Genomic DNA, 24,735 nt, shown 5'->3' with positions numbered 1-24,735 from the left:
GGTGGAGGTCTCCTCGCCGGCGGGCTGGCGCTGCTGGCCGGCTCGGCGCTGCTCGGCCGCGCGCTGCTTCGCGGACGCGCCCGCCGGCGACAGGCACGGGCCGATGCGGCCCCGGTGGTCCCGGCAGTCGCCGGCGGCACGGAGCCCGACCCGGTGGACGCCGTTCGGGACGGGACGAGCGACGAGATGAACGACGGGGCACAACAGCGGTAGGTCGACCCTGTCGAGACCAACGAATTGCTGCGTCGGATGCCGCAATGCTCAGGCCCGCCGTCGGGATGCGGATCGTTGCCCAAGCCGTCGGCTCTCTGCTAAGCCCTACGCATGACGGAGGGCGAGGGTCCGGCGCAGGAGACCGTCGAGCTGCGGGTCCACGGCGTGCACGGCACATCTCCCGCAGAGATGCTCGGGATCGACATGGGCGACGTACGGCAGGTCGCTGGGGACAACCTGACCGGCGTGTACCGCTCCGAGAGCGGGACGCTCCCCTATCGGAAGCTGGACGGTCTGCCGGTCGCGGTCGAGGCGTACTCATGGGGCACGCTCACCTCCGGCGTACGGGGCCTTCTCGGCTGGGTCCAGCGGGCGATGTGGCTGCTCCTGCTGCCCTTCGCACTCGCCAACCTGGCCTACTGGGCGCGGCTCCGACTCGGGTCGAGCGCGCAGACGGCGTTGTGGAGTGCTCGACTGACCCGGCTCGGCGCACTTCTGCTCACGGTCTTCATGGTGCTGATCCCGGCCCTGATCGGTGTCAACCTCGTCGCATGGCAGTGCTATCGCGGTGACAGCCCGGGCTGCGAGCGGCTGCCCGGCGTACTCGACCTGATGGCCGACCTGTCGGCCACCCAGCGCCTCGCCGTCGGCAGCGTGCTTCCGCTCCTCTTCGTTGCGGTGCTGTGGTTCCTCTCGAGGCAGTCGCTGCTGCGCTACGAGGAAGTCACGTTCGACGACGGTGATGACGCTCACGACCCCTCATCCGTGCTTCGGCATCGCAAGCTCTGGAGCGGCAAGCTCCGCGCGCAGCAACTGCAGCGGATCCACCTCACGGTCGCCCTCGCGACGGTCGTCGCCTTCTCGGGCGGTCACGTCGTCAATCACCAGGTCGGCGGTGGCGAACTGGTGGACCTCACCTTCCTGATCGCGCTCGGCCTCGCCGGACTCGCAACCGCGTGGGCGATGACGCTGCACCCCGACGACGTCGAGTACGACGAACGCCCCCTCGTGGGCCGGAGCTCCGCTCCTGACGGCTACACCGGATGGCACCGATGGGTGCCCGGCGTACTGCTGGGTGCGATGTGCGCGACCGTCGCAGCCCATCTCGTGTTCCTCTGCATGCATTCCCGCGACGTCAACCAGCAGGTCGACTTCGTCGGCGACAACACTTGGTTCATCGGCGTCTTCGTCTCGCTCACCGCAGTCCACCTGGCGCTGTTCACCAGCGAGCGAATGGCGGCGCGGTGGTCGATCGCAACCGTGGGCGTTGTCCTGCTCCTGGCAGCCGGCGCGATGATGAGCCACCTCGGCCACCTCGACCTGCTCCCCGGGCCGGTGCGGTTCTGGCAGGCAGGGGGAGTCGTTGCTGCCGGCGCCCTCCTCGTCGCCCTTGGGGTCTGGCAGGTCATGAACGGCCGTCGCCACCAGCATCAAGCCTGGAACGGCGCGGGTGCCTCGGTGATGCTGGCGGCTGCAGCGTGGATCGCGTTGCTGTTCACGACGGGCATCGTGACTGCCACGGCGAACTACCTCAACGGTGGGGACCACGGCGTCGACGACCTGGTGTCGCGACTCGGCGACCCCTCGACGTCCATCGCCACCGAGGCGGTCATGAACCCCGACGAGGGCTCGGTCCTGGCCCTCACGGGGGACGTAGTCGTACGCGACGCCGTGATCACACTCGCCGGGGACGACCCGGTGATCCGGTCCGGAATCGTGGAGTCCGAGCGGATATTCGACGTCGACGAGGATGCCGTAGCCGACCTCGACGGTGTCGCGTTGCAGAAGGGGCGCACCCGTCTCGAAGACGGCCTGCTCGTCCTCGAGTCCAACACGTTGCGGATCGAGGACTCGTGCGTCCGGATCACCGACCAGAGCCCATGCTCGCCGGAGTCGAGCAGGTTCCTCGTCGGCGGCATCCTCCACCTGCCCAGCAGCGAGAGCGACGCCGAGCCACGGATCCGGATCGACAGCGACGACGGTGTGGAGCTGCGACCGACGACCCCACCCGCCGTACCACTCGTCGTACCCCAGGTCCTGATCTGGTCGCCGCTCGCCCAGACACTGTGGCTGGTCGGCCTCGTCGCCTGGGTGCTCATCGCGCTGCTGCTCTTCCGTCGAAGCCACGCGAGCATCGACGAACTGGTCGACCAGGAGATCCCGCCGCGCTACCGGTTCGAGTGTCGGAAGGCCAGGCGTCGAGCGGCGTTCGCGCACCGGGCCGAGCGGCTCCTGGACGTCGTCGGTGCCATCACGTCGGTCCTCGCGATCGGCCTCATCGTGGTAGCGGCGGGCGGCAACAAGGCGCCGTGGGAGAGGTCCGAGTCCCTCGGGCCACTTGCCACGATCGGCATGTACGTCGCCCTCGCACTGGGAGCCGGGTTGGTGCTGCTGTTCTCGCGGGTCCGTACGTCGGAAGGTACTCGCAAGGCGATCGGGGTGCTGTGGGACCTCACCACCTTCTGGCCGAGAGCTGCCCATCCGCTGGCGCCGCCGTGCTACGCCGAACGCGTGGTACCCGAGCTTCGGACGCGCGTGGACTGGGCGCTCCACTACGAGAAGGACGGGACCGACCTCCGGGCCGGAAACCAGGTCATCCTGTCCGGTCACTCGCAGGGCTCGGTCATCGTCTGCGCCGTGTTGAGCCGACTGCCCCGGGCCGACCTCAAACGGGTCCGCGTCATCACCTACGGCAGCCAGATCCGCGCGCTCTACGGGCGGATCTTTCCTGCCGTGTTCGGGCCTGACCAGATCGGATACGAACCGACCCCAGGGATCACCCTTCTCACCCACCCCGAGCCGGATGCGCCGACCACGACCTCCTCCGCCTCGCCTTCACCCTGGGTCGAAAAGCCGAAGAGCCTCGCCGGGCGTCTCCACGCTGCCGGTGGTGCCTGGGTGAACCTGTTCCGCCGCTCCGACCCTCTCGGCTTCCGGGTCTTCAGCGATCTGGACCGGGCTCCGGACACGTACGTCCGCGAAGTGCCCGACGTCATCGTGGGCGATGCTGGACCGAAGGTGAACACCCACAGCGGTTATCAGCACACACTGGACTACCGCGCGGCCGTCGCGGGATGGACCGACGAGCCCGTGCTGGCCGACCCCGTGGAAACCACGCGCATCCCACCGCTGCCCGTGTGAACAGCCAGCCAACCGTCGTCATCCCGCCGCGAAGCGGGTCGGGGACACGGCTGCTCTCGCACCGCACGCGGCGCCGCGCACTCGGTCGCGATCCGCTCGGTAGCTGAAGTCCAGCGCGTCCGCGATCCGGTTGATGACGTAGAACACGTGGGCCACGTGCGGTCAGTCGAGCGCCGCCGACGGATCCTGCTCCGGCTGCGCGGCTGCTAGGCGGGCGAGAACGGCTCTGATGACGACGTGCACGTCTGCCTCGTCGTGCCCGAAGCTGTGGAGGTAGGCCGTCATCCCGTGGCGAGCCATCTCCAGCTCCTCGTCGGTGAGATGGACGATGTTCATGCGGCCAGCGTAGACCGGCGCGCCAGCCGAGCACGACGAAGAGGCGGGCCCGCCTCCCTCCTCCTGAGGGATGATTTGCGGCCCGATCCTGCATCCTTCCCGGCGCCAACAGGCATCTACTCCCCGTGATGATCTTGAAGCCCGTTGCGGGCCGCGCCGTACTGACCACCGCCGTTGCCCTCGGAGCGCTGGCCGCGATCCCCGACGTCCATGCTGCGGCGACGCCTCGCTGCCAGGGCGAGGTCGCGACCATCGTCGGCACCGCCGGTCGCGACACGCTGACCGGGACGAACGGGCGGGACGTGATCTGGGCCGGAGGTGGGAACGACCGGATCTCGGCGCGCCGTGGCAACGACCTGGTCTGCGCCGGACCGGGGGCCGACTTCGTGCACGCCGGCAACGGCTCCGACCGCATCTTCGGCGAGGGCGGCAACGACGAGCTCGACAGCAGCACCGGCAGCGACGACGTCGCCGACGGTGGCGCGGGCGACGACACGCTGATCGGGTCCAGCGCCGGCGCGGTGCTGCGCGGCGGTGCCGGCGACGACGAGCTGGCGGGCAAGGAGGAGGGGGTCGTCCTCGACGGCGGCGCGGACGACGACCGGCTGCTGGCCCAGTGGGCAGGCCTCGTGCTGCGGGGCGGGGACGGTGACGACTTCATCGACGGCCACTGGAACCGCGACGCCGACGTCGACGGCGGGGCCGGCGACGACACGATCGAGCTGGGTGGCGGCCTCGACGGCAGCCCGGCGAAGCCGGTGCGCGGAGGCGACGGCAACGACCGGATCCTCGGCCAGGGCGGGCGCGACTACGTCGACGCCGGGCCGGGCAACGACACCGTCGACCTCGGCGAGGGCGACGGCGGCTGGGCGCAGGGCGGCACCGGCAACGACACCATCACGACCGGCACCACCACCGCGACGGCCCTTCGCGGAGGCGACGGCAACGACAAGCTCACGCTGACGGGGACCGGCTCGACCGCCGAGGGCGGCGCCGGCACGGACACGCTGACCGGCAGCCTGTGGGACGACACCCTCGACGGCGGCGACGGTACCGACACGGTCCGCGGCGGCGAGGGCGACGACACCCTGGCCGGCGGTGGCGGCGACGACCACCTGTGGGGCGAGCTGGGGGTCGACACCTGCGCCGGCGGGAGCGGGCACGACGAGTGCGACGGCGGTCCGCTCGGCACGCCGGAGCCGAGCTCGGACGACCCGGACCTGTGCAAGTCCGACGTCGAGGTCAAGCGCAACTGCCGCGCCGAGGACGCGGCCTGGTCCGGCACCGCCGATGGCACGCTGACCCACTCCGGCGGCGTCGTCGAGACCTGGTCGGCAGGCGTCGACATGGATGAGCTGGCCGCCGGCTACTACTGGGCGGGCGACGCCGACATCGCCTGGCGCGTCGACGGCACCGACTCCGCCGGCTGCACCTACGACGGCGCCGCGAACCTCGACGGCCGCGCCGAGCTGGCGATCTTCGACTGGGACGGCACCTATTCGCTCAGCCTCTGGAGCACCACCGTGCAGGTCGAGGTCGAGGTGGACTGCCCCTACGAGGACCCGAAGACGGTGCTCTACCGGCCGATGAACACCAACGCCGCCGAGGCCGACGACCAGCGGGTCCCGGCCGAGCCCGTCACCACGCTGGCAGGTACGACGTCGTACGTGCCGCTGAACGCCCCGGAGGGCACGGTCACCTGGAGCTGGGACCTGAAGCGCGGCCAGTGACCGGGCCCGGCAACCGGGTCGGCTACGGGTAGCGCAGCCCCACGGTCTCCTCGCTGATCTCCCAGAGCCTGGCCGCGGCCTTCCGGTCGCGGGCAAGCCGGGTGCGGCCGACCGGGCGCGGCGTCCCGGCGAGCTGACGGAACCCGCTCGGACCGACGTACGTGTCGCCGGGCAGGTCCGCGGTCGCCGCCATCAGCGACGGCCAGGCGCCGGCCTCGGCCGACTGCGAGACCGCCTTGACGGTGGCGTCCAGGATCGACGCGATGCCACCGTTGGCCCGGCCGTACTGGCCGTTCGCGGCGAGGTGGGTGCCGGCGAAGCCGGGGTGCGCGGCGATCGCCGTGACCGGGAGGTCGGCCGCGCGGCAGCGCCGCTCGAGCTCGCCGGTGAACAGCAGGTTGGCCAGCTTGGTCTGTCCGTAGACCGGCCACCGCCAGTAGCGGCCCTTCTGCTGCCTCGGGTCCGAGAGGGGCGCCTTGGTCGCCGTGCTGTGCATGAGCGAGGAGACGGTGACCACCCGGCCGTCGCCGCTCGCGACCAGCTGCGACAGCAGCAGCCCGGTGAGCAGGAACGGTCCGAAGTGGTTGGTGGCCATCTGCAGCTCGAGGCCGTCGGCGGTCCGGGAGTACGGCGTACCCATCACGCCCGCGTTGTTGACCAGCACGTCGATGGCGCCGAGGCCGGCAGCAGTCGCGGCGGCTTCGCGCACCGAGTCCAGGCTGGCGAGGTCGAGCCGCAGCGTCTCGAGCTCGGCGTCCGGCACCTGCTCGCGGATCGAGGCGACGGTCTCGTCGACCTTCGCGGGCGTGCGCCCGGCGAGTACGACGCGCGCGCCCTTGCGGGCCAGCTCGAGGGCTGTGTAGTGGCCGAGCCCACCGATGGTCGGCCCGGTGACGAGGATGGTCCGGCCCGACTGGTCCGGGATGTCGGCGACGGTCCAGTGCGTCGAGGTCATGGTCATGGCGTCGTCCCCAGGTTCTCGACGATCGCCCGGCCGAGCTCGGCGTCGCCCTCGATGGTCACCGATCCCGGCTCGGCGTCACAGCGGCCGCCGGCGAGGACGATGAAGGTCTCCCGGTCCATCGCGATCCGGACGTCGGGCTCGGCCGGTTCCTCGGGCAGCCGCTGCCCGCGGCCGGCCTCGTTGACCTCGACCGCCACGACCGGGCTGCCCTCGACCGCCAGCACCGCGGTGGTGCCGGCCGGCGGGCCGACCTTCTTGCCGACCACGAACCCGAAGGACTCGGAGAGGTAGTCGGCCGTGTGCTGGGCGGCCGCGCTGTCCATGCCGCCGGGCCGGCCGACGGCGCGGCGGACGTCCTGCTCGTGCATCCACACGTCGAGCGGACGGTTGCGGAGCAGGGTCTGCTGCGTCCAGCCGATCAGCCCGAAGATCCCCGGCGCCGGCGCGGCCGGGTCGGTCGGCGGATCGGCGAGGAGGGCCTCGTGCCGCGCAGCGGTCACGGTGCGGATCTCCCGGACGATCGCGGCGGGCGCGTGGTCACGGCGGGTGACCACGCCGACCTCGGTGAACTGCCCCATCGGCCCGGTCACGTGCGGCGGGTCGCCGATGTCGGCCGTCTCCTCTGGCCCGCCGGCCAGGATGCTCTCGAGGTGGGCGGTGTGGGAGGCCACCGCCTTCACGTCCCACCCGGCCAGGTCCGTGGGCAGCGCCCACGCGTCCTCGGGGAGGGACTCCAGCAGGGCGGTGAAGTCACCGATCGCCTGCCACCAGGTCTCGACGTACGTCGCAAGCCGCTCGGCATCGCTCATGGCCGCGATGGTAACGAGGCTCAGCGAGCTCTGATCCGCACGTCCACGACCACCGAACGGTCGCCGTACGCGGCGGCGATCTCGTCGCGGACCCGCCGCCGGTCGACGGCCTCGGTGCCGGCGGGCAGCCGCAGCAGCACCAGCGACTTCACGTGCGGCGACTCCCTGACGTCCTGGGTCATCACGTTGAGATAGACCCGCCGGTGGCTGGCGGCGACCTCCGCGCCGACCTGGGCCGCGTCGGCGACGTCGGCCGGGTCCGCCTCGGACTCGAAGGTGCGCAGGGTGAGCTCGTCGTCGTCCCACCGGACGGTCAGGTTGCCCTCCTCGTCGGCGTGCGCGTCGACGAGGCCGGCGTAGGTGGTCTCGAAGACGGCAGCGACCTGCTCCGGATCCGCGTCGCCGGTCATGACGACCGCGACGTCGACGTCCGCGGAGTCGAGCAGCTCGGGCTCGACGTAGTCGACCTCGACCGTCTCGACACCGGGGAGGTCGCGCAGCCGGTCGCCGAGCTCGTCGGCCTCGGCGCGATGGCTGGCGGACGTGCAGGCGGTGAGGCCGAGGACGGCGGCACCGACCGTGGCTGCGGTGAGGATCCGAAGGTTCATGCCTCCACCGTCGCGCAGCGTTGGCCGTGACGCCTGAGCACGGCTACTCAGATCACTGCCCCAGGTAGCGGGCGATGCCGGGCACGTCGTCGGTGAACCGCAGCTGCGCGCCGTAGAGCACCCGGCGCGCGGCCGGACCTCGGCCGCCGGCCACGAACGGCGGGTCGGGCGGCGTCGTCGTACCCTCGCGGACCCAGCCGTGGAAGTACATCAGCGGCCGCCCGTCGACCACGAGGACGTCGGCGCCACCCGGTCCGCAGAGGCCGTCGGTGGTCTCGCGCGACAGCAGGACCCGCCGCGGTCGCGCCGGCCAGGTCGCGAGGTCGGTCGAGCGCCGCCAGACCGTGCGATAGCTGCACTTCGACCAGATGTCCTCGGAGGTGAAGAGGTGGTAGAACCCGCCCCGGAGCAGGATCACCGGGTTCTCCATCACCCAGTCCGCGCGCACCAGCTCGCTGCTGGTCGCGCCGGCCGCCGGCCCCAACCCGCGCGGCCCCAGGGGGAGCATCCGGATCGAGGAGGGGACGCCGTCGGTCTTGTAGAGCAGGTACGGCGTCCCGTCGCCGTCCACGAAGTACGACGGGTCGATCACGCCCCTACGCGGCAGCCCCGGGGTGTTCGGGACCGTGTCGTGCGCGAGCGGGGTGTCGGCCCGCGCGTGGCAGACCAGCGGTCGCGCGTCGACCGGCCGGAAGTCGTCGTACGCCGTCGGCGCGGTCGCGACGCCGATGCACCGGCGCCCCTTGCCGAGGCCGCGCACCCGGGCGGCGTAGTAGAGCACCCACTGGTCGCCGACGCGCGCCAGGTCGGCCGCCCAGACGTCGTCGTCCTTGGCCCAGCGGGGCAGCCGCCGCAGCGCCGGGCGGATCCACTCCCAGCCCTCGCCCGGGTCCCAGCGCGCGCGCCGGACCAGCGGGCCGGTGGTCACCAGGATCCTGCCGTTCAGGGTCTCGACGACGCTCGGGTCACCCGCCCTGTCGGTGGTGAGGACCGGCTCGGGGTAGGCCGCGGCGGTCGGCGCGATCGCGACCAGGGCGAGCAGCAGCGTGCCGAGGAGGAGACAGGCACGGCGCAGCACTAGCCGGACTCTAGGTCAGGACAGCGCCAACGACAGGGCTATCGCCAACATCGTGAGTCCGATGAGGACGTCGAGCACCTGCCACGCGCGCGGAGTCGCGAGCAGGCGCTGGCCGGCCCCGGCGCCGTACCCGAGACCGGTGAACCACAGCACGCTCCCTATGCAGGCACCGGCCGCGAACCACCAGCGGTCGGTGCCGCCGTGCTGGTTGGCGATCGAGCCGAGCAGGAGCACGGTGTCGAGGTAGACGTGCGGGTTGAGCCAGGTCAGGGCGAACGCACGGCCGAGCGCCCCCTTGCGCGACGGGACGCCGGCGCGGGCCGCCTCGAGGGTGTCGGGCCGGCGCGCCCGGTGCAGCGAGACGACGCCGTACGCCGCCAGGAAGGCGACGCCGAGCCAGCGGACCACCTCGAGCACCCACCCCGCGTGGGCGACGATCGCGCCGATGCCGCTGACACCGGCAGCGATGAGCACGGCGTCCGACAGTGCGCACACCGCGACGACCGGCCCGACGTACTGCCGGGCGAGGCCCTGGCGCAGCACGAACGCGTTCTGCGCCCCGATCGCGACGATCAGGGACAGACCGGTGATCAGGCCGGCGCCGGCAGCGGTAGTCACGGATCGACCGTAGGGTCGGACCCTGCTGTAGACCAGCGAATGTTTCTTCGGATCCATTAGCGTTGCTTCATGTCGCCACAGCCTGCCCAGCTCGAGGCGCTCGTCGCCATCGCCGACCACGGCTCGTTCGAAGCGGCCGCCCGGGTGCTGCACGTGACGGCGAGCGCGGTCAGCCAACGGATCCGCGCGCTCGAGTCGACGGCGGGCCAGGTGCTCGTCAGCCGCACCACGCCCTGCCGCCCGACCGAGGCGGGCGCGGCGTACGTCCGGCTGGGCCGGCAGACCCGGCTGCTGCTCGAGGAGGCGCGACTCCCCGGCGCCGAGGCCGACGGTGTGGTCGGCCTGCCGGTCGCCGTCAACGCCGACTCGCTGGCGACGTGGTTCCGTGACGTGCTGTCCGCCGCCGCGGACTGGGACGGCGTCGCGCTGCGGCTCCGCGTCGAGGACCAGGCNCGCCGCGGACTGGGACGGCGTCGCGCTGCGGCTCCGCGTCGAGGACCAGGCCTACTCGGCGGGGCTGCTGCGCAGCGGCGCCGCGCTCGCCGCCGTGACGAGCGACCCGACGGCCGTCCAGGGCTGCGCGGTCGAGCCGCTGGGAGTGCTGAGGTACGCCGCCGCCGCGACGCCCGCGTTCGTCGAGCGCTGGCGCCGCGGGAGGGGCATGGACTGGGAGCGGATGCCGGTCGTGGTGTTCAACGAGAAGGACGCCCTCCAGCACGACGTGCTCGCGGCGCGCGGGGTCACCCCGCGGACGGTGCACCAGGTGCCGACGTCGGCCGACTTCCACGAGGCGGCGCTCCGCGGGCTCGGCTGGTGCCTGGTGCCCGAGCCGCAGCTCGGCCCGGACCTCGCGTCAGGCGCGCTGGTGCGGCTCCCCGGCCGCGACGCCGACAACCGCGTCGACGTACCCCTGTTCTGGCAGCGGTGGCGCCTCGACTCCCCCGCGCTCACCCGGCTCTCCGCCGCGGTCCACGCCGCCGCCCGCACCCACCTGCGCCGACCCGGCTCGAACTAGCCCTCAAAAGGCGCCGACCCGGCTCCAAGTTGGAGCCGGGTCGACGGTGGTCTCGTGACGGTCGCCGGAGCGACCTCCTCGACCTACGAGGACGTCAGAAGGCGGCCTCGTCGAGATCCATCAGCGAGAGGTCGGTCGCCTGGGCGATCGCGACGTCGGCGCTGACCTTCGGGAGCACCTCGGCGGCGAAGAACTGCGCCGCCGCGACCTTGCCCTCGTAGAAGGCCTTGTCGCTGCCCGGGTCACCGGCGAGAGCGGCCAGCGCCACCTCGGCGCTGCGCTGCAGCAGCCAGGCGACGACGACGTCGCCCAGGGCCATCAGCAGCCGGGTGGTGTTGAGGCCGACCTTGTAGATGTTGCGGAGGTCGCCGCCGCTGGTGACGTCGGCGCTCATCAGGTCGTTGACCAGCTGGCCGACGAGGGTGTTGGCGTCCTCGAGGGCGGTGGCCAGCAGCGCGCGCTCGTTCTTGAGCTGCGGGTTGCCGTTCTCGTCCTCCACGAACGCCTTGATCTCGCCGGCGATGTGGCCGAGCGCCGTGCCGCCGTCCTTGACGATCTTGCGGAAGAAGAAGTCCATGCCCTGGATCGCGGTGGTGCCCTCGTAGAGGGTGTCGATCTTGGCGTCCCGGACGTACTGCTCGATCGGGTACTCCTGCAGGAAGCCGGAGCCACCGAGGGTCTGCAGCGACTCGGTGCCGAGGAGGGTCCACGAGCGCTCCGAGCCGTAGCCCTTCACGATCGGGAGCAGCAGGTCGTTGAGAGCGGCAGCGGCCTTGTACTCGTCGCTGCCCTTCTCGGCCAGCTGGACCCGGTCCTGGACGGACGCGGTGTAGAGCACCAGCGAGCGCATGCCCTCGGCGTACGCCTTCTGGGTCATCAGCGACCGCCGCACGTCGGGGTGGTGGGTGATCGTCACCTTGGGCGCGGTCTTGTCGGACGCCTGGGTGAGGTCAGGACCCTGGACCCGCTCCTTGGCGTACTCCAGTGCGTTGAGGTAGCCGGTCGACAGGGTCGAGATGGCCTTGGTGCCGACCATCATCCGGGCGTTCTCGATGACGTCGAACATCTGGGCGATGCCGTCGTGCACCTCGCCGAGCAGCCAGCCCTTGGCCGGCTCGCCGCCGCCGATCTGCGGGTCGCCGAAGGTGACCTCGCAGGTGTTGGAGACCTTGATGCCCATCTTGTGCTCGACGTTGGTGACGTAGGCGCCGTTGCGCTCGCCGGTGAGCTCACCGGTCTCGAGGTCGAAGTGGTACTTCGGGACCAGGAAGAGCGACAGGCCCTTGGTGCCCGGGCCACCGATGCCCTCGACGCCCTTCGGACGCGCGAGCACCAGGTGCATGATGTTCTCCTGGAGGTCGGACTCGGCGCTGGTGATGAAGCGCTTGACCCCGGTGATGTTCCAGGTGCCGTCGTCGTTCGGCGTCGCGTACGACGTGCCGGCGCCCACGTCGGAGCCCGCGTCGGGCTCGGTGAGCACCATGGTCGCGCCCCACAGGCGCTCGACCATGATCTGCGCGATGCGCTTGTCGCGCTCGGTGCCGTTCTCGAAGACGACCGAGGAGAAGAACGGGCCGGCGCCGTACATCCAGATCGGGGTGTTGGCGCCAAGGATCAGCTCGCCGACCGCCCAGACCAGGGACGAGGGGGCAGCGGTGCCGCCGACCTCCTCCGGGACGCCGAGGCTCCAGAACCCGGCCTCCATCCAGGCGTCGTAGCTCTTCTTGAACGACGCGGGGACGGGCGCGGTGTTGGTCTTGGGGTCGAACACCGGCGGGTTGCGGTCGCCGTCCTCGAAGGAGGCCGCGAGGTCCTCGCGGGAGATCCGGTCGACCTCGGAGAGGATTTCCTTGGCGGTGTCGACGTCCATCTCCTCGAACGGCCCGGCGCCGAGGATCTCCTGGCGCCCGAGAAGCTCGAACAGGTTGAAGTGGATGTCCCGCAGGTTGCTCTTGTAGTGGCTCACAGTCCCACCGTTTCTACGCTGAATGACAGGTGATGGCACGAGTGGCCATGGGGGCTACTCGCGAGTAACTTAATGATACGGGGGGTGCTTGCTCCGTGCAAGCACGGGCCCATGTGAAGTGAACCGATCAACAAATCTGAGACACTGGACCCATGCGAGTTTCCGCCAAGTCCGACTACGCGCTGCGCGCCCTGATCGAGATGGCGGGACGCAAGGACGGCCGGGCCGTGAGCGCCGAGGAGCTGGGTCGGCTCCAGGACATCCCGCACGGCTTCCTCCAGGCGATCCTGGCCGACCTGCGCCGCTCCGGCGTGGTGATGTCGCAGCGCGGCCAGTCAGGCGGCTGGCGGATGGGACGGCCCGCGTCCGACGTCTCGGTCGCTGACGTGATCCGCGCGGTCGACGGCCCCCTGGTCTCGGTCTACGGCCTGCGGCCGGAGGCGGTCAGCTACAACGAGTCCGCCAACGTGCTGCAGCACGTGTGGATCGCGGCCCGGAGCTCCCTGCGGGAGGTCTTCGAGGAGGTCTCGATCCAGCAGCTCGCCGACGGCGACCTCCCCGCGGCGGTGACCAAGCGCACCGCCGACGAGGACGCCTGGAAGGCCCACTGAGCTTGATTGCGCGACACGCTGCCGCGCCCGCAGGTGACGCAGTCGTTGTTTACGGCTGCTTGGCGGCTCGCCGCCACTGCCAGAAGGCGGTCAGGCGACGTCGCTGAGCCGCCGCTTCAGCTTCTTGCGCTTGCGCTCGCTGTCGTCGCGCCAGCGCTCGAGGCTCTGGTTGCGGCGGGCGAGCCGCTCGATCTCGCGGCGCGCCTCGTCGAGGGAGGCGAGGGGGCGGGCGCCCGGCTGGTCGGGTACGTCGTCCAGTCCGAGCGACGCCGTACCGAAGCCGGCGGCTTTGCCGAACGCCTTCCACGCCCGCTTCGGCGTCGGCTCGTCGAGCCGGATCACGTGCAGCCGATCGGGGCGCCGGACCGCGGCACCCCAGCGCTCGACGATCCCGTCGATCTCGTCGGTTTCGCCGGCCGTGACGACGACGTGGACCTGGAGGCCGACCAGGCCGTCGAGCAGCAGGTCGATCTCGGGACGCGACGCCCGGGCGACGAGCGGGAGGCTGAGGGCCACCGTCTGGTTGCCCTTCCAGATCCGGCGGCACACGTCCGCCCAGTGCCCTTCGACCTCCTTGCGCGCGAAGCCCCACGCCTTGTGCTCGCGCAGGATCTCCACGGCGGAGAGGAAGGTCTCCTCCGCCGACCGGACCGGTACGTCGATGCCGAGCTCGACCAGCGCGTCCCGGTGGTGCACCAGCGCGAGCTCGATGATGTCGCCGGCACCGGACGGGCCGACGTGCAGGAAGACCTTTCGCTTCTTGGCCATGGCGCCAGCGTGACCGCGCGACCTGACCGGACCGTGAACGCCCGCCTAACCCCGGAGAGACACCTGCTGTAACGCCGATCACTAGAACGTGTTCCAGTTCTCGCCGTACCATCGGCAGCATGATCACCTCCGACGCCATCGCGTGGAACGCTCCCAACGACCCCCACCCCGCCCGCGCGGCCTCGCAGCGCTCGTACTCCGCGGTCGCGAAGGGCGACCTCGCGGAGTGGCTCACGGTCTACGCCGAGGACTGCGTGCTCGAGGACCCCGTCGGGCGGTCGATGTTCGACCCCGAGGGCAAGGGCCACCACGGGCACGCCGGCATCTCGGCCTTCTGGGAGAAGGCGATCGCCCCGATCGCGTCGTTCGAGTTCGACATCTACGACTCGTTCGCCAACCCGGAGAGCAACACCTGCGCCAACATCGGCCGGATCAAGACCGCCTTCCCCGACGGCAGCTACACGGTCACCGAGCTGATCATGGTGTACGTCGTCGACGACGACGGCCGAGTGAAGTCGATGAAGGCGTTCTGGGAGCCCGACCGGACGATGGCGAGCTTCACCAAGCCCTGAGCACGCGGGGCGTCAGGCGAGCTGCTCGGCCATCCAGCTGACGAGGGGGCGGAGGCGCCGCCAGTCGTGGCGCACCCGGTCGAGCAGCTCGGGGGTGTGGACGAAGGGCTCGAACCCGTAGGACCGCATGCCGAGCAGCGACTTGTGCCGCAGCAGGTCGATCCGCGGGTGGTCCTTGTCGTATCCGCGGGGCGTCGTCTTCAGCCGGTCGCCGGCGATCTCGAAGCCGCCGCGGTCGAGGTCGCGCAAGATCCGCTGCAGCACCTTCCCGGACTTCTCCTCCGCCATGCCCTCGCGGATCGCGGCCAGCTCGGGGCCGGAGGCGTGGTAGGTCCCGCCGCCGACACGCACCCCGGCAGCGGACACCTCGACGTACCACCCGGTCGAGGGGGCCGCGCCGACGAAGGCCCCCTGGTGCGTCTTGTACGGCGTCTTGTCCTTCGCGAAGCGCACGTCGCGGTAGGGGCGGAACACCTTCGCGTCCCCGAACTCCTGCGCGAGCGCGTCGGTCAGCGCCACCATCGGCGCCTTCACGTCGTTGTCGTACGTCGCCTTGTGGGCCTCCCAGAACGACTTGGTGTTGTCGACCTCGAGGTCGTCGTAGAAGTCGAGCGCGGCGACGGGAAACCCATGGAAGCTGCTCACGCAGCCGAACCTACTGCCCTGTGCCGCGCTCACTGCGTGTTGACGATCACGTCCACCACGTCGGGCGCCGAGAAGCGACGGGTGCCTCCGACAACCCGAAGCTCCTGCAGAATGGCAAGTTCGACCAACTGCTGGACCAACGTGTTTGCCCGTCCATAGGAAACCTGCAGCGCGCTCTGGACTCCGCGAACCGTGAACGACGTGTTCGCCACCGCAAAGTCCACGAGCAGGTGCGCATTCTCTGCGCGAAGAGAGGACGCGCGTACTCGGTCCTTCATCGACTCCTGAACCTTGACAAGGGCAAGCATCTGACGGTGCGTGAGGTCGGCAGACTCCTGAATTCCGGTCGCGAAGAAGCCGACGTAGTCGTTCCAGTTGGCAGTGCACGACACGTCGAGAAGGCGGTCGTAGTACTCCGTTCGACGACCTTCGAACCAGGGAGAGACGGTCAAGGTGGGCTCGCTCAGGACGCCGTGCATGTAGAGCTGGAGGACGATGAGAAGGCGCCCGATCCGACCGTTGCCGTCGTGGAACGGGTGCAGGGCCTCGAACTGGTAGTGCGCCATCGCTGCCGCGACAACCGGGTCCAGGGTCTGCGAGTGGTTCGTCTTGACCCAAGTGATCAGATCGCCGATGGCCGCGTCGAGCTCCTGCCCCGGGGGAGACGGGATGAACCGGGCGGCCTTGACCGGGATCTCGTTGACGGCCGCATCCCTCCGACGACCAACGGCAACCTGCGTGCGACGCACGCGGCCGGTCTCTGGACCTTCGTCCTTCGTTCCTTCGACCAGCGTTCGCTGCATGTCGCACAGCAGCCCAGTGGTGAGGGGACGTCCTTCGCCGATGCGTCGAAAGGCCTGCGTTGCCATGACGACGTAGTTGACGATCTCCCGCAAGTTCGTCTGCGGAGGCGGATCGTCGTCGGCAGTCAGCACGTCTGTCAGCGGTGCGTAGGTTCCTTCAAGTGCCGAGGTGCTTTGGGCCTCACGCTGGAGCGTGGGACGACGCAGCAACTGCGGATTCGGGAGTTGGCGAGCAGTCGCATCCAACGCGGCGAGCGCCGCGCGCGCATTCGCGATCGCCAGGTATGTCGCCGGTTCGAGATCCGGGGCGCCGATCGACGCCAGCGGAACGGGAACGAAGGCCTGGTGCTCCCACGGCCCGGCCGCAAGGTCGGTCCCGCTAATAGGCACGAGCGATCCCATACCTTCGTTTACGAACATCCCGACATCCACGATGTCAGTCTATGGGCACTTCAATGAAATCACACCGTTGTTACTGGCACATGAGTGAAACGAGTCGATCGAACGTGTCAGTGAACTGGCGGAAGTGTGAAATCGCCCCAGGTGAGAGCGACCCGGTTGCCGTCGAGCGCAGCTTCAGGGAAGCGCTCGAACCTCCGGATGCGGAGAGCCGAGGGGCTCGGGCCGATAGCGTCGCGACGTGGACCTGACCGCTCGAATCAGCTCTGGTCGAGGAGGCTTCGTCCTCTTCGCGATCACACCACCCAGGCGCTCGACGCCCGCCGATCGGCTGTCTGGCATCGCTCAGGCCACGATCGAACGGCTGAGCCATCTCGATCTCGATGGTCTCGTCCTCTACGACATCGACGACGAGAGCTCCCGCAACCCGGTCGAGCGCCCGTTCCCGTTCAGTCCGACCGTCGATCCGTCCGACTATCGGACCGACCACCTTCAGTCGTGGCAGACCCCGGTGATCGTCTACCGCGCGGTCGGCAAGTACCAACGCGAACATCTCCAGACCTGGATCGCCGAACAGGACCCGACCCGTACCTTGACGGTGATGGTCGGCGCCGCCTCCAGCGACACGTCTGCAGCCGTCTCCCTCACCGATGCTCAAGTGATGCGCGCCGAAGGAAACCCGGACCTGCTGCTGGGCGGAGTGGCGATTCCCGAGCGGCACAGTCGCCGCGAGAACGAGCACCTGCGGCTGATCGCGAAGCAGGAGGCCGGCTGTCGCTTCTTCGTCACCCAGGTCGTCTACGACCTCAACGCCGCAAAGAACCTCGTCTCCGACTACCGGTACGAATGTGAGGCGCGAGGGCTGACTCCAGTGCCGATCGTGTTCACGTTCTCGGTGTGCGGCTCGATGAAGACGCTCGAGTTCCTCCGCTGGCTCGGGGTCGATGTGCCCCGATGGATCGAGAACGACCTCCAGCACTCAGCCAATCCGTTGGCGGCCTCGTTGGAGCAGGCGGTCGCGACGGCAGTCGAGCTCATCGACTACTGCCGCCGACTCGGCGTGCCGCTCGGCCTCAACATCGAGAGCGTCTCGATCCGGCGAGAAGAGATCGAGGCATCAGTGGAGCTCGCTGCTCGACTTGCTGCGCATCTCCGGACCTAGCCAGTGCCACCCGCTGCCGGCTCGGACCGGGTCAGCCCACCGACACCGCCACAGGTGGGGCCGCGGAGTCGGCGTGGCCGAGTACGCCGACGACCCGCGCGGTCCAGGTGCCGGTGGCCTTCGGATAGATCGTCGCCTTGTAGACCCCGGCGGTCGTCGTCGTGGCCGTCTTCACCAGCGTCGGCGACCCGCCGGTCGGGGTGAAGTACACCGAGACCCGTACGCCGGGCGCGGGCTGGGTGGCGCCGGCGTACGTCCGCTGGACCGAGCCGGTGAGGGCGAACGAGCCGCCAGCGACGACGGCCGAGGCGGAGGCTGACGCGGTCAGCGAGGTGCTCCACGTGCCGGCCACGACAGGGCCGATCGTCTCGGTGGCGGCCGGCTGGCCGGCGGCGCCGGCGTAGCCCACGGACAGCGTGCCGGACACCTTGAGCGGCACCGAGGCGGCGAACGAGCCGTTCGCGGTGGTCGTCGCGCCGCCGATCCTGACCCGGGTGCCGCCCGCCGGCGTGACGTAGAACGACACCGCCTTGCTGGCCAGGGGCGTCACCGTCGACCCGGCGACCCGCTCGAGGGTTCCGGTGACCCGGATGGGCGCGCCGTACCCGACGTCGGTCTTGTCGGTCGCCCCCGTCAGCCGCGTCGCCGGGACCTCGACCGTCACCGAGCCGGCGGTCGCCGAGGCGGCTGCGTAGCCGGTCGAGGCGGCCAGCACCACCGAGATCGTCCCGGTCGCGGTCGGCTTGACCACCAGGGAGTAGCCGCCGCTGGCGGTGGTCTTCGCCGTCCCCAGCGACAGCACCTTGCCGGCGGGCGTCGTCAGGCGTACGGCGAGGCTGACGCCCGCCGCGGGCACCTCGACGCCGCCCGCGGTGGCCGTGAGCTGGCCGGAGACGGTGACCGGATCCGCGTAGTAGACGGCGGTCTTGTCGAGGCCCGCGGTCAGCGCGGTCGCGCACTGCGTGGGCGCCGCGACGAGCGACACCGGGGCGCCGGCGGCGTACACCGTGCCGGCGTCGGTCCGCCCGCGGTACGTCGTCGGCAGCGTCGCCGTCTGGCTGATGGCCGCGACGCCGTTGGCAGCGGTCACTGGGGTGCCCGCGCTGGTCGGCGAGGTCATGGTCGAGGTCTGCTTCGTGACCACGGTCCTCAACCCCTTGACCGGTTGACCGCTGGCGGTGTCCACGACGGCGACCGTCAGCGGGAAGGCCTTGCCTGCGCAGACCGCGACGCTGCCGCCGTCGGCGGGGTTCTGGCCGGCCGCTCCGAGCGCGAGCGTCACCGGGCGGGCGCCGCCGGTCGCGAAGGTGAGCGGGCTGGTGACCGACTTGGTGGCGCCGGTCGAGTCGACGATGGTGGCGGTGACGGTCGTCGACGTACTGGCCGTCGCGGCGCACTGGACCTCCGTCTGCAGCGAGGTCGGCGCGCTGAACCCGCAGTCGGCGCGCGCGGACTTCCACTGGACGGAGGTGATGGTGCGCCCGGTCGGGAGCGACGGGGTCACGGTCGCCTGGGTGGCCAGGCCGGGCACGGCCGGGTTGTTGACCCCGATCGTCGCGCCGAGCACGGTCGGCGCGCCGGGGTCACCGCCGCCGCTGCCGTCGCCGCCGCCGATCAGGAACCGCGAGTCCGCGGCGTTCCAGTGGCCGTCCAGGTAGCTCCCCGGGTCCGGGTACGTCGAGAAGTAGTCGTCGTTGCTGCAGTCGAAGAGGTACTCCCGCTCGACCGGGCAGAGCTGCTGCATCGGATAGCCGCCGCCGTCGGGGTAGCACATGGTGTCCGACTCGTCCCAGCAGTGACCCGCCCGGGTGGAGTGCGGCGCCGTGTTCTGGACGCCGCCGAGGGTGTGCAGCACCTCGTGCGCCTCCACGGAGTGCTGCGCCGCTCCGTTGCCGAGGCCCCAGCAGCCGGAGTCGACGCGGGCGTACTGCGCATACGTCCCGTTGTTGGGGTTGCCCTGGGCCTGGTTGTCGTTGAGGTACATCGACGCGACGCCGCACAGGACGGTGGCATCGGTCCACATCAGGTACTTGCGCGCCGGGTCGGTGTAGCCGAGGGCCTGCACCGCGGCGACGGAGGAGTTGAACGAGCTCAGCGAGCCGGCGGGCACCGTGACGTTGAGGACCCGCGCCACGCAGGAGCCGCCGCTGGGGTCGGTCACGTACCGGATGTGCCGGACTCCCCCGGTCAGCGCGGCCGAGCGGTTGACCACGTCGTCGGTGCCCGCTGCCCAGAGCTGGAAGCTGTTGTGCAGCGCTGCGAAGCGGTTCGTCCGGCCGGCCTCGACGACGTACATGGCCTGGACGCGGTAGCCGCTCGTACCGTCGCCGTCGCACGGCACCTCGGGGCTGGCGACCGCGACGGACGTCGGGGCGGCGATGCCGAGCTCCTCGGCCGCGGCGTACGCGCCCTCGCCGCCGCCCAGCCGGCTGCGCAGCTCGCTGGTCGACACGGGCTCCTCGGGGTCGATCCCCGGCGGCGCCTCGTCCTCGTGGGCACAGGCGTCCGGCAGTACGGCGATCGCCTCGAGGTGGCCGCAGGGCCCGTGGGCGTGCGCGACCTCCACCGACGGTGCCGTCACCTCCACCGCGGACGCGCCGACGAGGACGAGCGCAAGGACCTGCAGGACCAGCAGACGGCGCAACGGCACGGCGTCACCCTCCTTGGCAACAGGCCACGGCGCGTCCTGCGCCGGCGCGCCCCACACAGGCGCACGGCCGATCACCCCTGATCGGCCGGTGAGTGCGGCACCTGAAGGATCGCCGCAGTGCGGTTGCCTTGGCCTGTGTGCCGCTGGTTGAGGTGCGAGCGCAGCGAGCCTCGAAACCAAGGCCTGTGTGCCGCTGGTTGAGGTGCGAGCGCAGCGAGCCTCGAAACCAAGGCCTGCGTGCCGCTGGTTGGGGTGCGAGCGCAGCGAGCCTCGAAACCAAAGCCCGTGTGCCGCTGGTTGAGGTGCGAGCGCAGCGAGCCTCGAAACCAAGGCCTGTGTGCCGCTGGTTGAGGTGCGAGCGCAGCGAGCCTCGAAACCAAAGCCTGTGGTGGTTTCGAGGCTCGGCCGCAGGCGGCCTCGCACCTCAACCACCGCAGGCCTGTCCTCGCGCAGTTCAACACGCTCGCGCAATCCAACACGCGCGGCAGCGTGGCGCGAGCGGGTGAAGCCCGCACGGTGCGCAGCCCGCGGGCCGAGCGAAGCGAGGGTCCGGGCGGCAAGCACCGTCCGCGACACGCTCGCGCAATCAAACGAGAGCGGATGACGAGATTCGAACTCGCGACATCGACCTTGGGAAGGTCGCGCTCTACCAACTGAGCTACATCCGCATCGACGGACCGGGTCCGTACGGCGGGGATGTTACCGGATCGGAGTCAGTGGCCGACCCAGCGGCTGGTGGCGCGGGTGCGGACCACCATGATCAGGTCGCCGGGGTCGTCGGGCGCCCATCTGCTGCTGATCGCGAGACCGCGTCGGTCGACGCAGGCGACGGCGACACCGGGGGGCGTCCCGCCGCCGAGGCAGGTCGGCACGAGCTGGTACGACGAGGCGCCGTTCGGGAGCCGCTCGATCATCATCGTGCCGGGGGTCTGGCCGGCGAGGAGCGTGTCGTCGTACCTCAGCTCGATGACCGCCGGGGCGGTTGCGGTCGCGGTGAGCTGGGTCGCGTGGAAGGTGACCGGGTTGCCGACCGTGCCGGGCGGGAGATAGGGGTCGGCGCCGGTGAACTCGGTGACCCTGACCGACGCGCCGTCGCTGTCGGCGGCGGGCACCCGAAGGGTCGCGGACTGGAGGTCCACCCCGGGGTCGGTGACGGTCTGGCAGGCGTAGCTGCCGACGTAGGTGCAGACGGCGGTCCCGTACCGCTTGCCCGCCGCCACCGATGCCGGCCGCACGGCACCGTCCGGCAGGACGATCGTGCCGAACGCCACGCGGGTGACCGACGCGGCCGAGGCGGTGTAGTCGGCGGAGACGACCGACGTGCCGGCGCCGCCGGACTTCAGGATGCGACCGTCGTTGACGAAGTCCGACAGCCCCTCGTCGTCGGGCGGGGTCGAGCCCTCGTAGTAGCCGCCGTCGTTCCTCATCTGCAGCGTGCCGGTCCCCGCGCCGCCGTCGGTGGCGGGCCGGAGCTCGAAGCGGGTCCCGTGGTCGGCCGCGATGTAGCCCTCGTTGCTGAGCTGGACGAGGCCGTGCACCCGGATGCGGTAGTAGTCCAAGACGTTGAGGCCCTGGACGTCGACCAGGACCCGACCGGTGTTGCCGACGACCAACAGCCCTCGCGCTGCCGGGGCGGTCTGACAAGCAGTCGCCTCAGTCCCGCAGCGCCGGGTGAGGAAGGCCGGCGCCCCCACGACGTTGCGCGCCTGGATCGTGCCCCGGAGGTCGATCCGACCCTGACCGCCGAGGGCACCGTTGAGGAGGACGGTGACGTTGCCCCGGATCACGGACGGTCGCGTCACCTGCGAGCCGAACACGCGCAGGACCGCCCCGGAGCCGATGTGCAGGTGGGTGGGCTGGGCAGGGGTGCCGGCGACGTCCAGCGCCTGGATGCGGGCGTTCCACTCGGTGTCGGGACCCAGGTGCACCGTGGAGCCGGAGGGGATGCAGACGTAGTCGCGGCTCCGGCTGATGTTGATCGTCGGGTTGCCGGACAGCTCGTTGGGCTGCTCCGCCCCGTCCCCGCCCGGGGGCGACTGGCCGACCGTCAGGGCCACGCCGTTCTTGGTCCAGTTGCGGTAGTCGCCCCACTCGTCGTCGTACGCGCCGGTCCACCGGTAGGTGTCGAGGCCCGCCTGCCCGGCGTACGAGCAGTAGGCGCCCGGCGCGGCGGCGGCTGCCGCCGCGTGTGAACCGATCGGTCGCGCGGAAGCGGCGGCGAACGCAACGCTCACGACCACCGAGACGATGATCGCCAGCACACGGGCGCGGCGGTGGAGCGGCACTGGTCCTCCCTGGATGCCGAGGGTCGGACCTCGGAGGCACACGCTAACCCGGGACCTGCCGCGGCGAAGGCGCTTCGCCAGATCCGTGCTACCCGATCGGGCTGAGGCTCGGCCGCTTCGGTGTCACGCCGTCGCCGGACGAGCGGCCGGTGATCCGCCGGTGCACCCAGGGAGCCAGGTGGGTGCGGGCCCACGCCAGGTCGGCCTGCCGCTGGGCGCGGCGGGGCAGCTCGGGAGCGGGAGGTACGGCGAGCGGCGCCAGGCCGTGCGCGATGCCGAGCCGGTCGAGCACGGCGATCGCGATGGCCTGGTGGCCGACCGGGTTCAGGTGCAGCCGGTCCTCGTCCATGATCTCGCTGACCTTCCACCCCCGCATCCGCCACAGGTCGACCACGGTCGCGTCGTGCTTGTCGGCGATCTCGCGCACCCACTCGTTGAAGATCGCGGTGCGGCCGCGGATCACCTTGATCACCGAGTTGAGGCCGGGGTCCGCGACCGTGAACATCACGACGTGGGCGCCGGAGGCGGCGAGCCGCCCGACGGCTTCGTCGTACGACGCCGCCAGCCCGTCGAGGTCGACCTTCGGCCTCAGGACGTCGTTGCCGCCGCCGTGGATGGTCACCAGGTCGGGCGCGAGCTCGATCGCGGGGCCGACCTGCTCGTCGATGATGGCGGGCAGCTTGCGGCCGCGGATGGCGAGGTTGGCATAGCCGAAGTCGGGCGAGCCGGCCGCGAGGACCTCGGCGACCCGGTCGGCCCAGCCGCGGCAGCCGTTGGGTCGCGTCGGGTCGGCGTCACCCACGCCTTCGGTGAAGGAGTCACCGAGGGCGACGTAGCGCTGAAACGTCATGACACCGATTGTGCCTGCCGGGCCGACGGTCTCGCGCACTGACCACGGGCCAGGCGGCCGGTAGGGTGCCCGAGTGCTGCTGAGCGACCGCGACATCCTCAACGAGATCGACCAGGGACGGGTCGCGCTCGACCCCTGGGACCCGGCGATGCTGCAGCCGTCGTCGATCGACGTACGGCTCGACCGGTACTTCCGGGTGTTCGAGAACCACAAGTACCCCCACATCGACCCGGCGGCCGACCAGTCCGACCTGACCCGGATGGTGGAGCCCGAGGGCGACGACGCGTTCATCCTGCACCCGGGCGAGTTCGTGCTGGGCTCGACGTTCGAGGTCGTCTCGCTGCCCGACGACATCGCGGCGCGGGTCGAGGGCAAGTCGTCGCTCGGGCGGCTGGGCCTGCTCACCCACGCCACCGCCGGCTTCGTCGACCCGGGCTTCTCCGGTCACGTGACCCTCGAGCTCGCCAACGTGGCGACGCTGCCGATCAAGCTCTACCCCGGCATGAAGATCGGCCAGTTCTGCTTCTTCCGGCTGTCGTCCCCGTCCGAGCACCCCTACGGCTCGGCGAAGTACGGCTCGCGCTACCAGGGTCAGCGCGGCCCGACGCCGTCGCGGTCCTACCTCAACTTCCACCGGACGACGATCTGAGCGGAACGGCCGGCGTGAGTCGGCTCACACCTTTTGCATAGGTAAGGCTTACCTTAGTACGGTGCGGACATCTCGGATGTCTCGCACCGCTAACGAAGGAAGCCCGTGAACCCCATCACCACCCTCCGCCGTACGGCCGTCGTCGCCGTCGCTGCCGCCTGCCTGCCCGCGCTCGCCGCGTGCAGCACGGGATCGAGCACCGCCGACGACGCCGCCGACCCGACCGCCACCACGACCGCCGACGCCGACGCGTTCCCGGTCACCGTCGAGTCCGCGCTCGGCGACGCCGTGATCGAGTCGGAGCCGGAGCGGGTCGTCACCGTCGGGTACGCCGACGCCGACGTCGCGCTCTCGCTGGGTGTCGTCCCGATCGCGTCGGAGCGGATCACGTGGGGCGGCACCGAGGACGGGTCGTCGGTCTGGTTCGACGAGGCCCTGGCCGAGATCGACGGGGCGGAGCCGCCGCTCCGGCTCGACACCACCGACGGCATCCCGGTCGACGAGATCATCGCGCTCGAGCCGGACCTCGTGCTCGGCACCAACTCCGGGCTGACCCAGAAGGACTTCGACAAGCTCACCGCCGCCGGCATCCCGACCGTCGCCTACCCGGGCGACATGTGGTTCACGGACTGGAAGGAGTCGCTCGAGATCGCGGGCGAGGCCCTCGGTCGCAGCGACGTCGCCGCCGACGTGACGGTCGAGACCGAGGAGCTCATCGCGGACACCGCGGCGGACTACCCGCAGCTCGAGGGCGCCACCATCGCCTACACCTACCTCAACGCCGCAGACACCTCGCAGATCGGCATCTACAGCGCCGAGGAGAACCGGCCGCGGCTGCTCGCCGAGCTGGGCGTGGGGGCGCC

General features: G+C 70.8%; 22 protein-coding genes, 1 tRNA gene and 1 pseudogene. 10 read left to right on the top strand and 14 right to left on the bottom strand.

What is annotated here, in order from left to right; genetic code table 11:
- A partial coding sequence (locus H0488_RS10230; RefSeq protein ID WP_183099175.1) for a hypothetical protein occupies positions 1 to 213 on the top strand: 213 nt, incomplete at its 5' end.
- 111 nt (positions 214 to 324) lie between these two features.
- A complete protein-coding gene (locus tag H0488_RS10225; protein ID WP_183099174.1) occupies positions 325 to 3,354 on the top strand; it encodes a hypothetical protein in 3,030 nt (1,009 codons plus the stop codon).
- Between the two features lie 162 nt (positions 3,355 to 3,516).
- On the opposite strand, the gene H0488_RS10220 is transcribed toward H0488_RS10225, so the two are convergent.
- Positions 3,517 to 3,690 (bottom strand): hypothetical protein, encoded by a 174-nt coding sequence (locus tag H0488_RS10220; protein WP_183099173.1) that lies wholly within the window; start codon positions 3,688 to 3,690, stop codon positions 3,517 to 3,519.
- 128 nt (positions 3,691 to 3,818) lie between these two features.
- Here H0488_RS10220 and H0488_RS10215 point away from each other — a divergent pair, with 128 nt between their 5' ends.
- Positions 3,819 to 5,420: a calcium-binding protein gene (locus tag H0488_RS10215; protein ID WP_183099172.1), complete on the top strand. Its 1,602-nt coding sequence runs from the start codon at positions 3,819 to 3,821 to the stop codon at positions 5,418 to 5,420.
- A 22-nt stretch (positions 5,421 to 5,442) separates the two neighbouring features.
- Here the strand turns inward: H0488_RS10215 and H0488_RS10210 are convergent, their stop codons facing one another.
- The 5 genes from H0488_RS10210 to H0488_RS10190 are packed head-to-tail and all read right to left on the bottom strand — an operon-like array spanning position 5,443 to position 9,497.
- On the bottom strand, positions 5,443 to 6,381 hold the full coding sequence (locus H0488_RS10210; protein WP_183099171.1) for an oxidoreductase: 939 nt from the start codon (positions 6,379 to 6,381) through the stop codon (positions 5,443 to 5,445).
- Positions 6,378 to 7,193: a maleylpyruvate isomerase family mycothiol-dependent enzyme gene (locus H0488_RS10205; RefSeq protein WP_183099170.1), complete on the bottom strand. Its 816-nt coding sequence runs from the start codon at positions 7,191 to 7,193 to the stop codon at positions 6,378 to 6,380. Before H0488_RS10205 ends, H0488_RS10210 begins: the two co-directional genes overlap by 4 nt.
- Positions 7,194 to 7,213: 20 nt before the next feature.
- Complete coding sequence (locus tag H0488_RS10200) at positions 7,214 to 7,801, bottom strand: hypothetical protein (RefSeq protein ID WP_183099169.1); 588 nt, start codon at positions 7,799 to 7,801, stop codon at positions 7,214 to 7,216.
- A gap of 52 nt (positions 7,802 to 7,853) precedes the next feature.
- Positions 7,854 to 8,879, bottom strand: a complete 1,026-nt coding sequence (locus tag H0488_RS10195) for a family 43 glycosylhydrolase (RefSeq protein ID WP_183099168.1) — start codon at positions 8,877 to 8,879, stop codon at positions 7,854 to 7,856.
- 15 nt (positions 8,880 to 8,894) lie between these two features.
- On the bottom strand, positions 8,895 to 9,497 hold the full coding sequence (locus H0488_RS10190) for a LysE/ArgO family amino acid transporter (protein WP_312856280.1): 603 nt from the start codon (positions 9,495 to 9,497) through the stop codon (positions 8,895 to 8,897).
- Positions 9,498 to 9,566: 69 nt separating this feature from the next.
- On the opposite strand from H0488_RS10190, the pseudogene H0488_RS24050 reads away from it, so the two are divergent.
- Positions 9,567 to 9,692 (top strand): annotated as a pseudogene (locus H0488_RS24050) (LysR family transcriptional regulator); the annotation flags it as partial.
- 136 nt (positions 9,693 to 9,828) lie between these two features.
- Positions 9,829 to 10,512, top strand: a complete 684-nt coding sequence (locus tag H0488_RS24045; RefSeq protein ID WP_446685609.1) for a LysR substrate-binding domain-containing protein — start codon at positions 9,829 to 9,831, stop codon at positions 10,510 to 10,512.
- A 94-nt stretch (positions 10,513 to 10,606) separates the two neighbouring features.
- On the opposite strand, the gene H0488_RS10180 is transcribed toward H0488_RS24045, so the two are convergent.
- Positions 10,607 to 12,478, bottom strand: a complete 1,872-nt coding sequence (locus tag H0488_RS10180) for an acyl-CoA dehydrogenase (protein ID WP_183099166.1) — start codon at positions 12,476 to 12,478, stop codon at positions 10,607 to 10,609.
- Positions 12,479 to 12,630: 152 nt separating this feature from the next.
- On the opposite strand from H0488_RS10180, the gene H0488_RS10175 reads away from it, so the two are divergent.
- Positions 12,631 to 13,089, top strand: a complete 459-nt coding sequence (locus tag H0488_RS10175) for an RrF2 family transcriptional regulator (RefSeq protein ID WP_183099165.1) — start codon at positions 12,631 to 12,633, stop codon at positions 13,087 to 13,089.
- Between the two features lie 90 nt (positions 13,090 to 13,179).
- On the opposite strand, the gene H0488_RS10170 is transcribed toward H0488_RS10175, so the two are convergent.
- Positions 13,180 to 13,857, bottom strand: coding sequence for a hypothetical protein (locus H0488_RS10170; RefSeq protein ID WP_183099164.1), 678 nt, complete (start codon positions 13,855 to 13,857; stop codon positions 13,180 to 13,182).
- A gap of 119 nt (positions 13,858 to 13,976) precedes the next feature.
- Here H0488_RS10170 and H0488_RS10165 point away from each other — a divergent pair, with 119 nt between their 5' ends.
- The gene (locus H0488_RS10165; RefSeq protein WP_183099163.1) at positions 13,977 to 14,429 is read left to right on the top strand and encodes a nuclear transport factor 2 family protein; all 453 of its coding nucleotides are present in this window, start codon (positions 13,977 to 13,979) and stop codon (positions 14,427 to 14,429) included.
- Between the two features lie 12 nt (positions 14,430 to 14,441).
- Here the strand turns inward: H0488_RS10165 and H0488_RS10160 are convergent, their stop codons facing one another.
- Entirely contained in the window at positions 14,442 to 15,074 is a 633-nt protein-coding gene (locus tag H0488_RS10160) for a DUF2461 domain-containing protein (protein ID WP_183099162.1), read from the bottom strand.
- Between the two features lie 29 nt (positions 15,075 to 15,103).
- Complete coding sequence (locus tag H0488_RS10155) at positions 15,104 to 16,309, bottom strand: Fic family protein (protein ID WP_183099161.1); 1,206 nt, start codon at positions 16,307 to 16,309, stop codon at positions 15,104 to 15,106.
- A 208-nt stretch (positions 16,310 to 16,517) separates the two neighbouring features.
- Here H0488_RS10155 and H0488_RS10150 point away from each other — a divergent pair, with 208 nt between their 5' ends.
- Entirely contained in the window at positions 16,518 to 17,438 is a 921-nt protein-coding gene (locus H0488_RS10150; RefSeq protein ID WP_183099160.1) for a methylenetetrahydrofolate reductase, read from the top strand.
- Between the two features lie 31 nt (positions 17,439 to 17,469).
- On the opposite strand, the gene H0488_RS10145 is transcribed toward H0488_RS10150, so the two are convergent.
- The 4 genes from H0488_RS10145 to H0488_RS10130 all read right to left on the bottom strand — a co-directional run bounded on the left by H0488_RS10145 (position 17,470) and on the right by H0488_RS10130 (position 23,223).
- Positions 17,470 to 20,088, bottom strand: a complete 2,619-nt coding sequence (locus H0488_RS10145) for a hypothetical protein (protein WP_183099159.1) — start codon at positions 20,086 to 20,088, stop codon at positions 17,470 to 17,472.
- A gap of 595 nt (positions 20,089 to 20,683) precedes the next feature.
- Positions 20,684 to 20,756, bottom strand: a tRNA-Gly gene (locus H0488_RS10140).
- 45 nt (positions 20,757 to 20,801) lie between these two features.
- On the bottom strand, positions 20,802 to 22,373 hold the full coding sequence (locus H0488_RS10135) for a hypothetical protein (protein WP_183099158.1): 1,572 nt from the start codon (positions 22,371 to 22,373) through the stop codon (positions 20,802 to 20,804).
- 88 nt (positions 22,374 to 22,461) lie between these two features.
- Positions 22,462 to 23,223 carry an SGNH/GDSL hydrolase family protein gene (locus H0488_RS10130; RefSeq protein ID WP_183099157.1) on the bottom strand — a complete coding sequence of 254 codons (762 nt, stop codon included), beginning with the start codon at positions 23,221 to 23,223 and terminating at the stop codon, positions 22,462 to 22,464.
- Positions 23,224 to 23,296: 73 nt separating this feature from the next.
- On the opposite strand from H0488_RS10130, the gene dcd reads away from it, so the two are divergent.
- Both dcd and H0488_RS10120 read left to right on the top strand, forming a co-directional pair.
- Positions 23,297 to 23,872: a dCTP deaminase gene (dcd, locus tag H0488_RS10125; RefSeq protein ID WP_183099156.1), complete on the top strand. Its 576-nt coding sequence runs from the start codon at positions 23,297 to 23,299 to the stop codon at positions 23,870 to 23,872.
- Between the two features lie 105 nt (positions 23,873 to 23,977).
- The coding region (locus H0488_RS10120; protein WP_183099155.1) for an ABC transporter substrate-binding protein at positions 23,978 to 24,735 on the top strand (758 nt) is incomplete at its 3' end.

Origin of the sequence: Nocardioides pelophilus (assembly GCF_014180685.1) — a bacterium.
In the GTDB taxonomy this organism is placed as follows: domain Bacteria; phylum Actinomycetota; class Actinomycetes; order Propionibacteriales; family Nocardioidaceae; genus Nocardioides; species Nocardioides pelophilus.
This window is presented reverse-complemented; position numbering and strand designations above follow the sequence as displayed.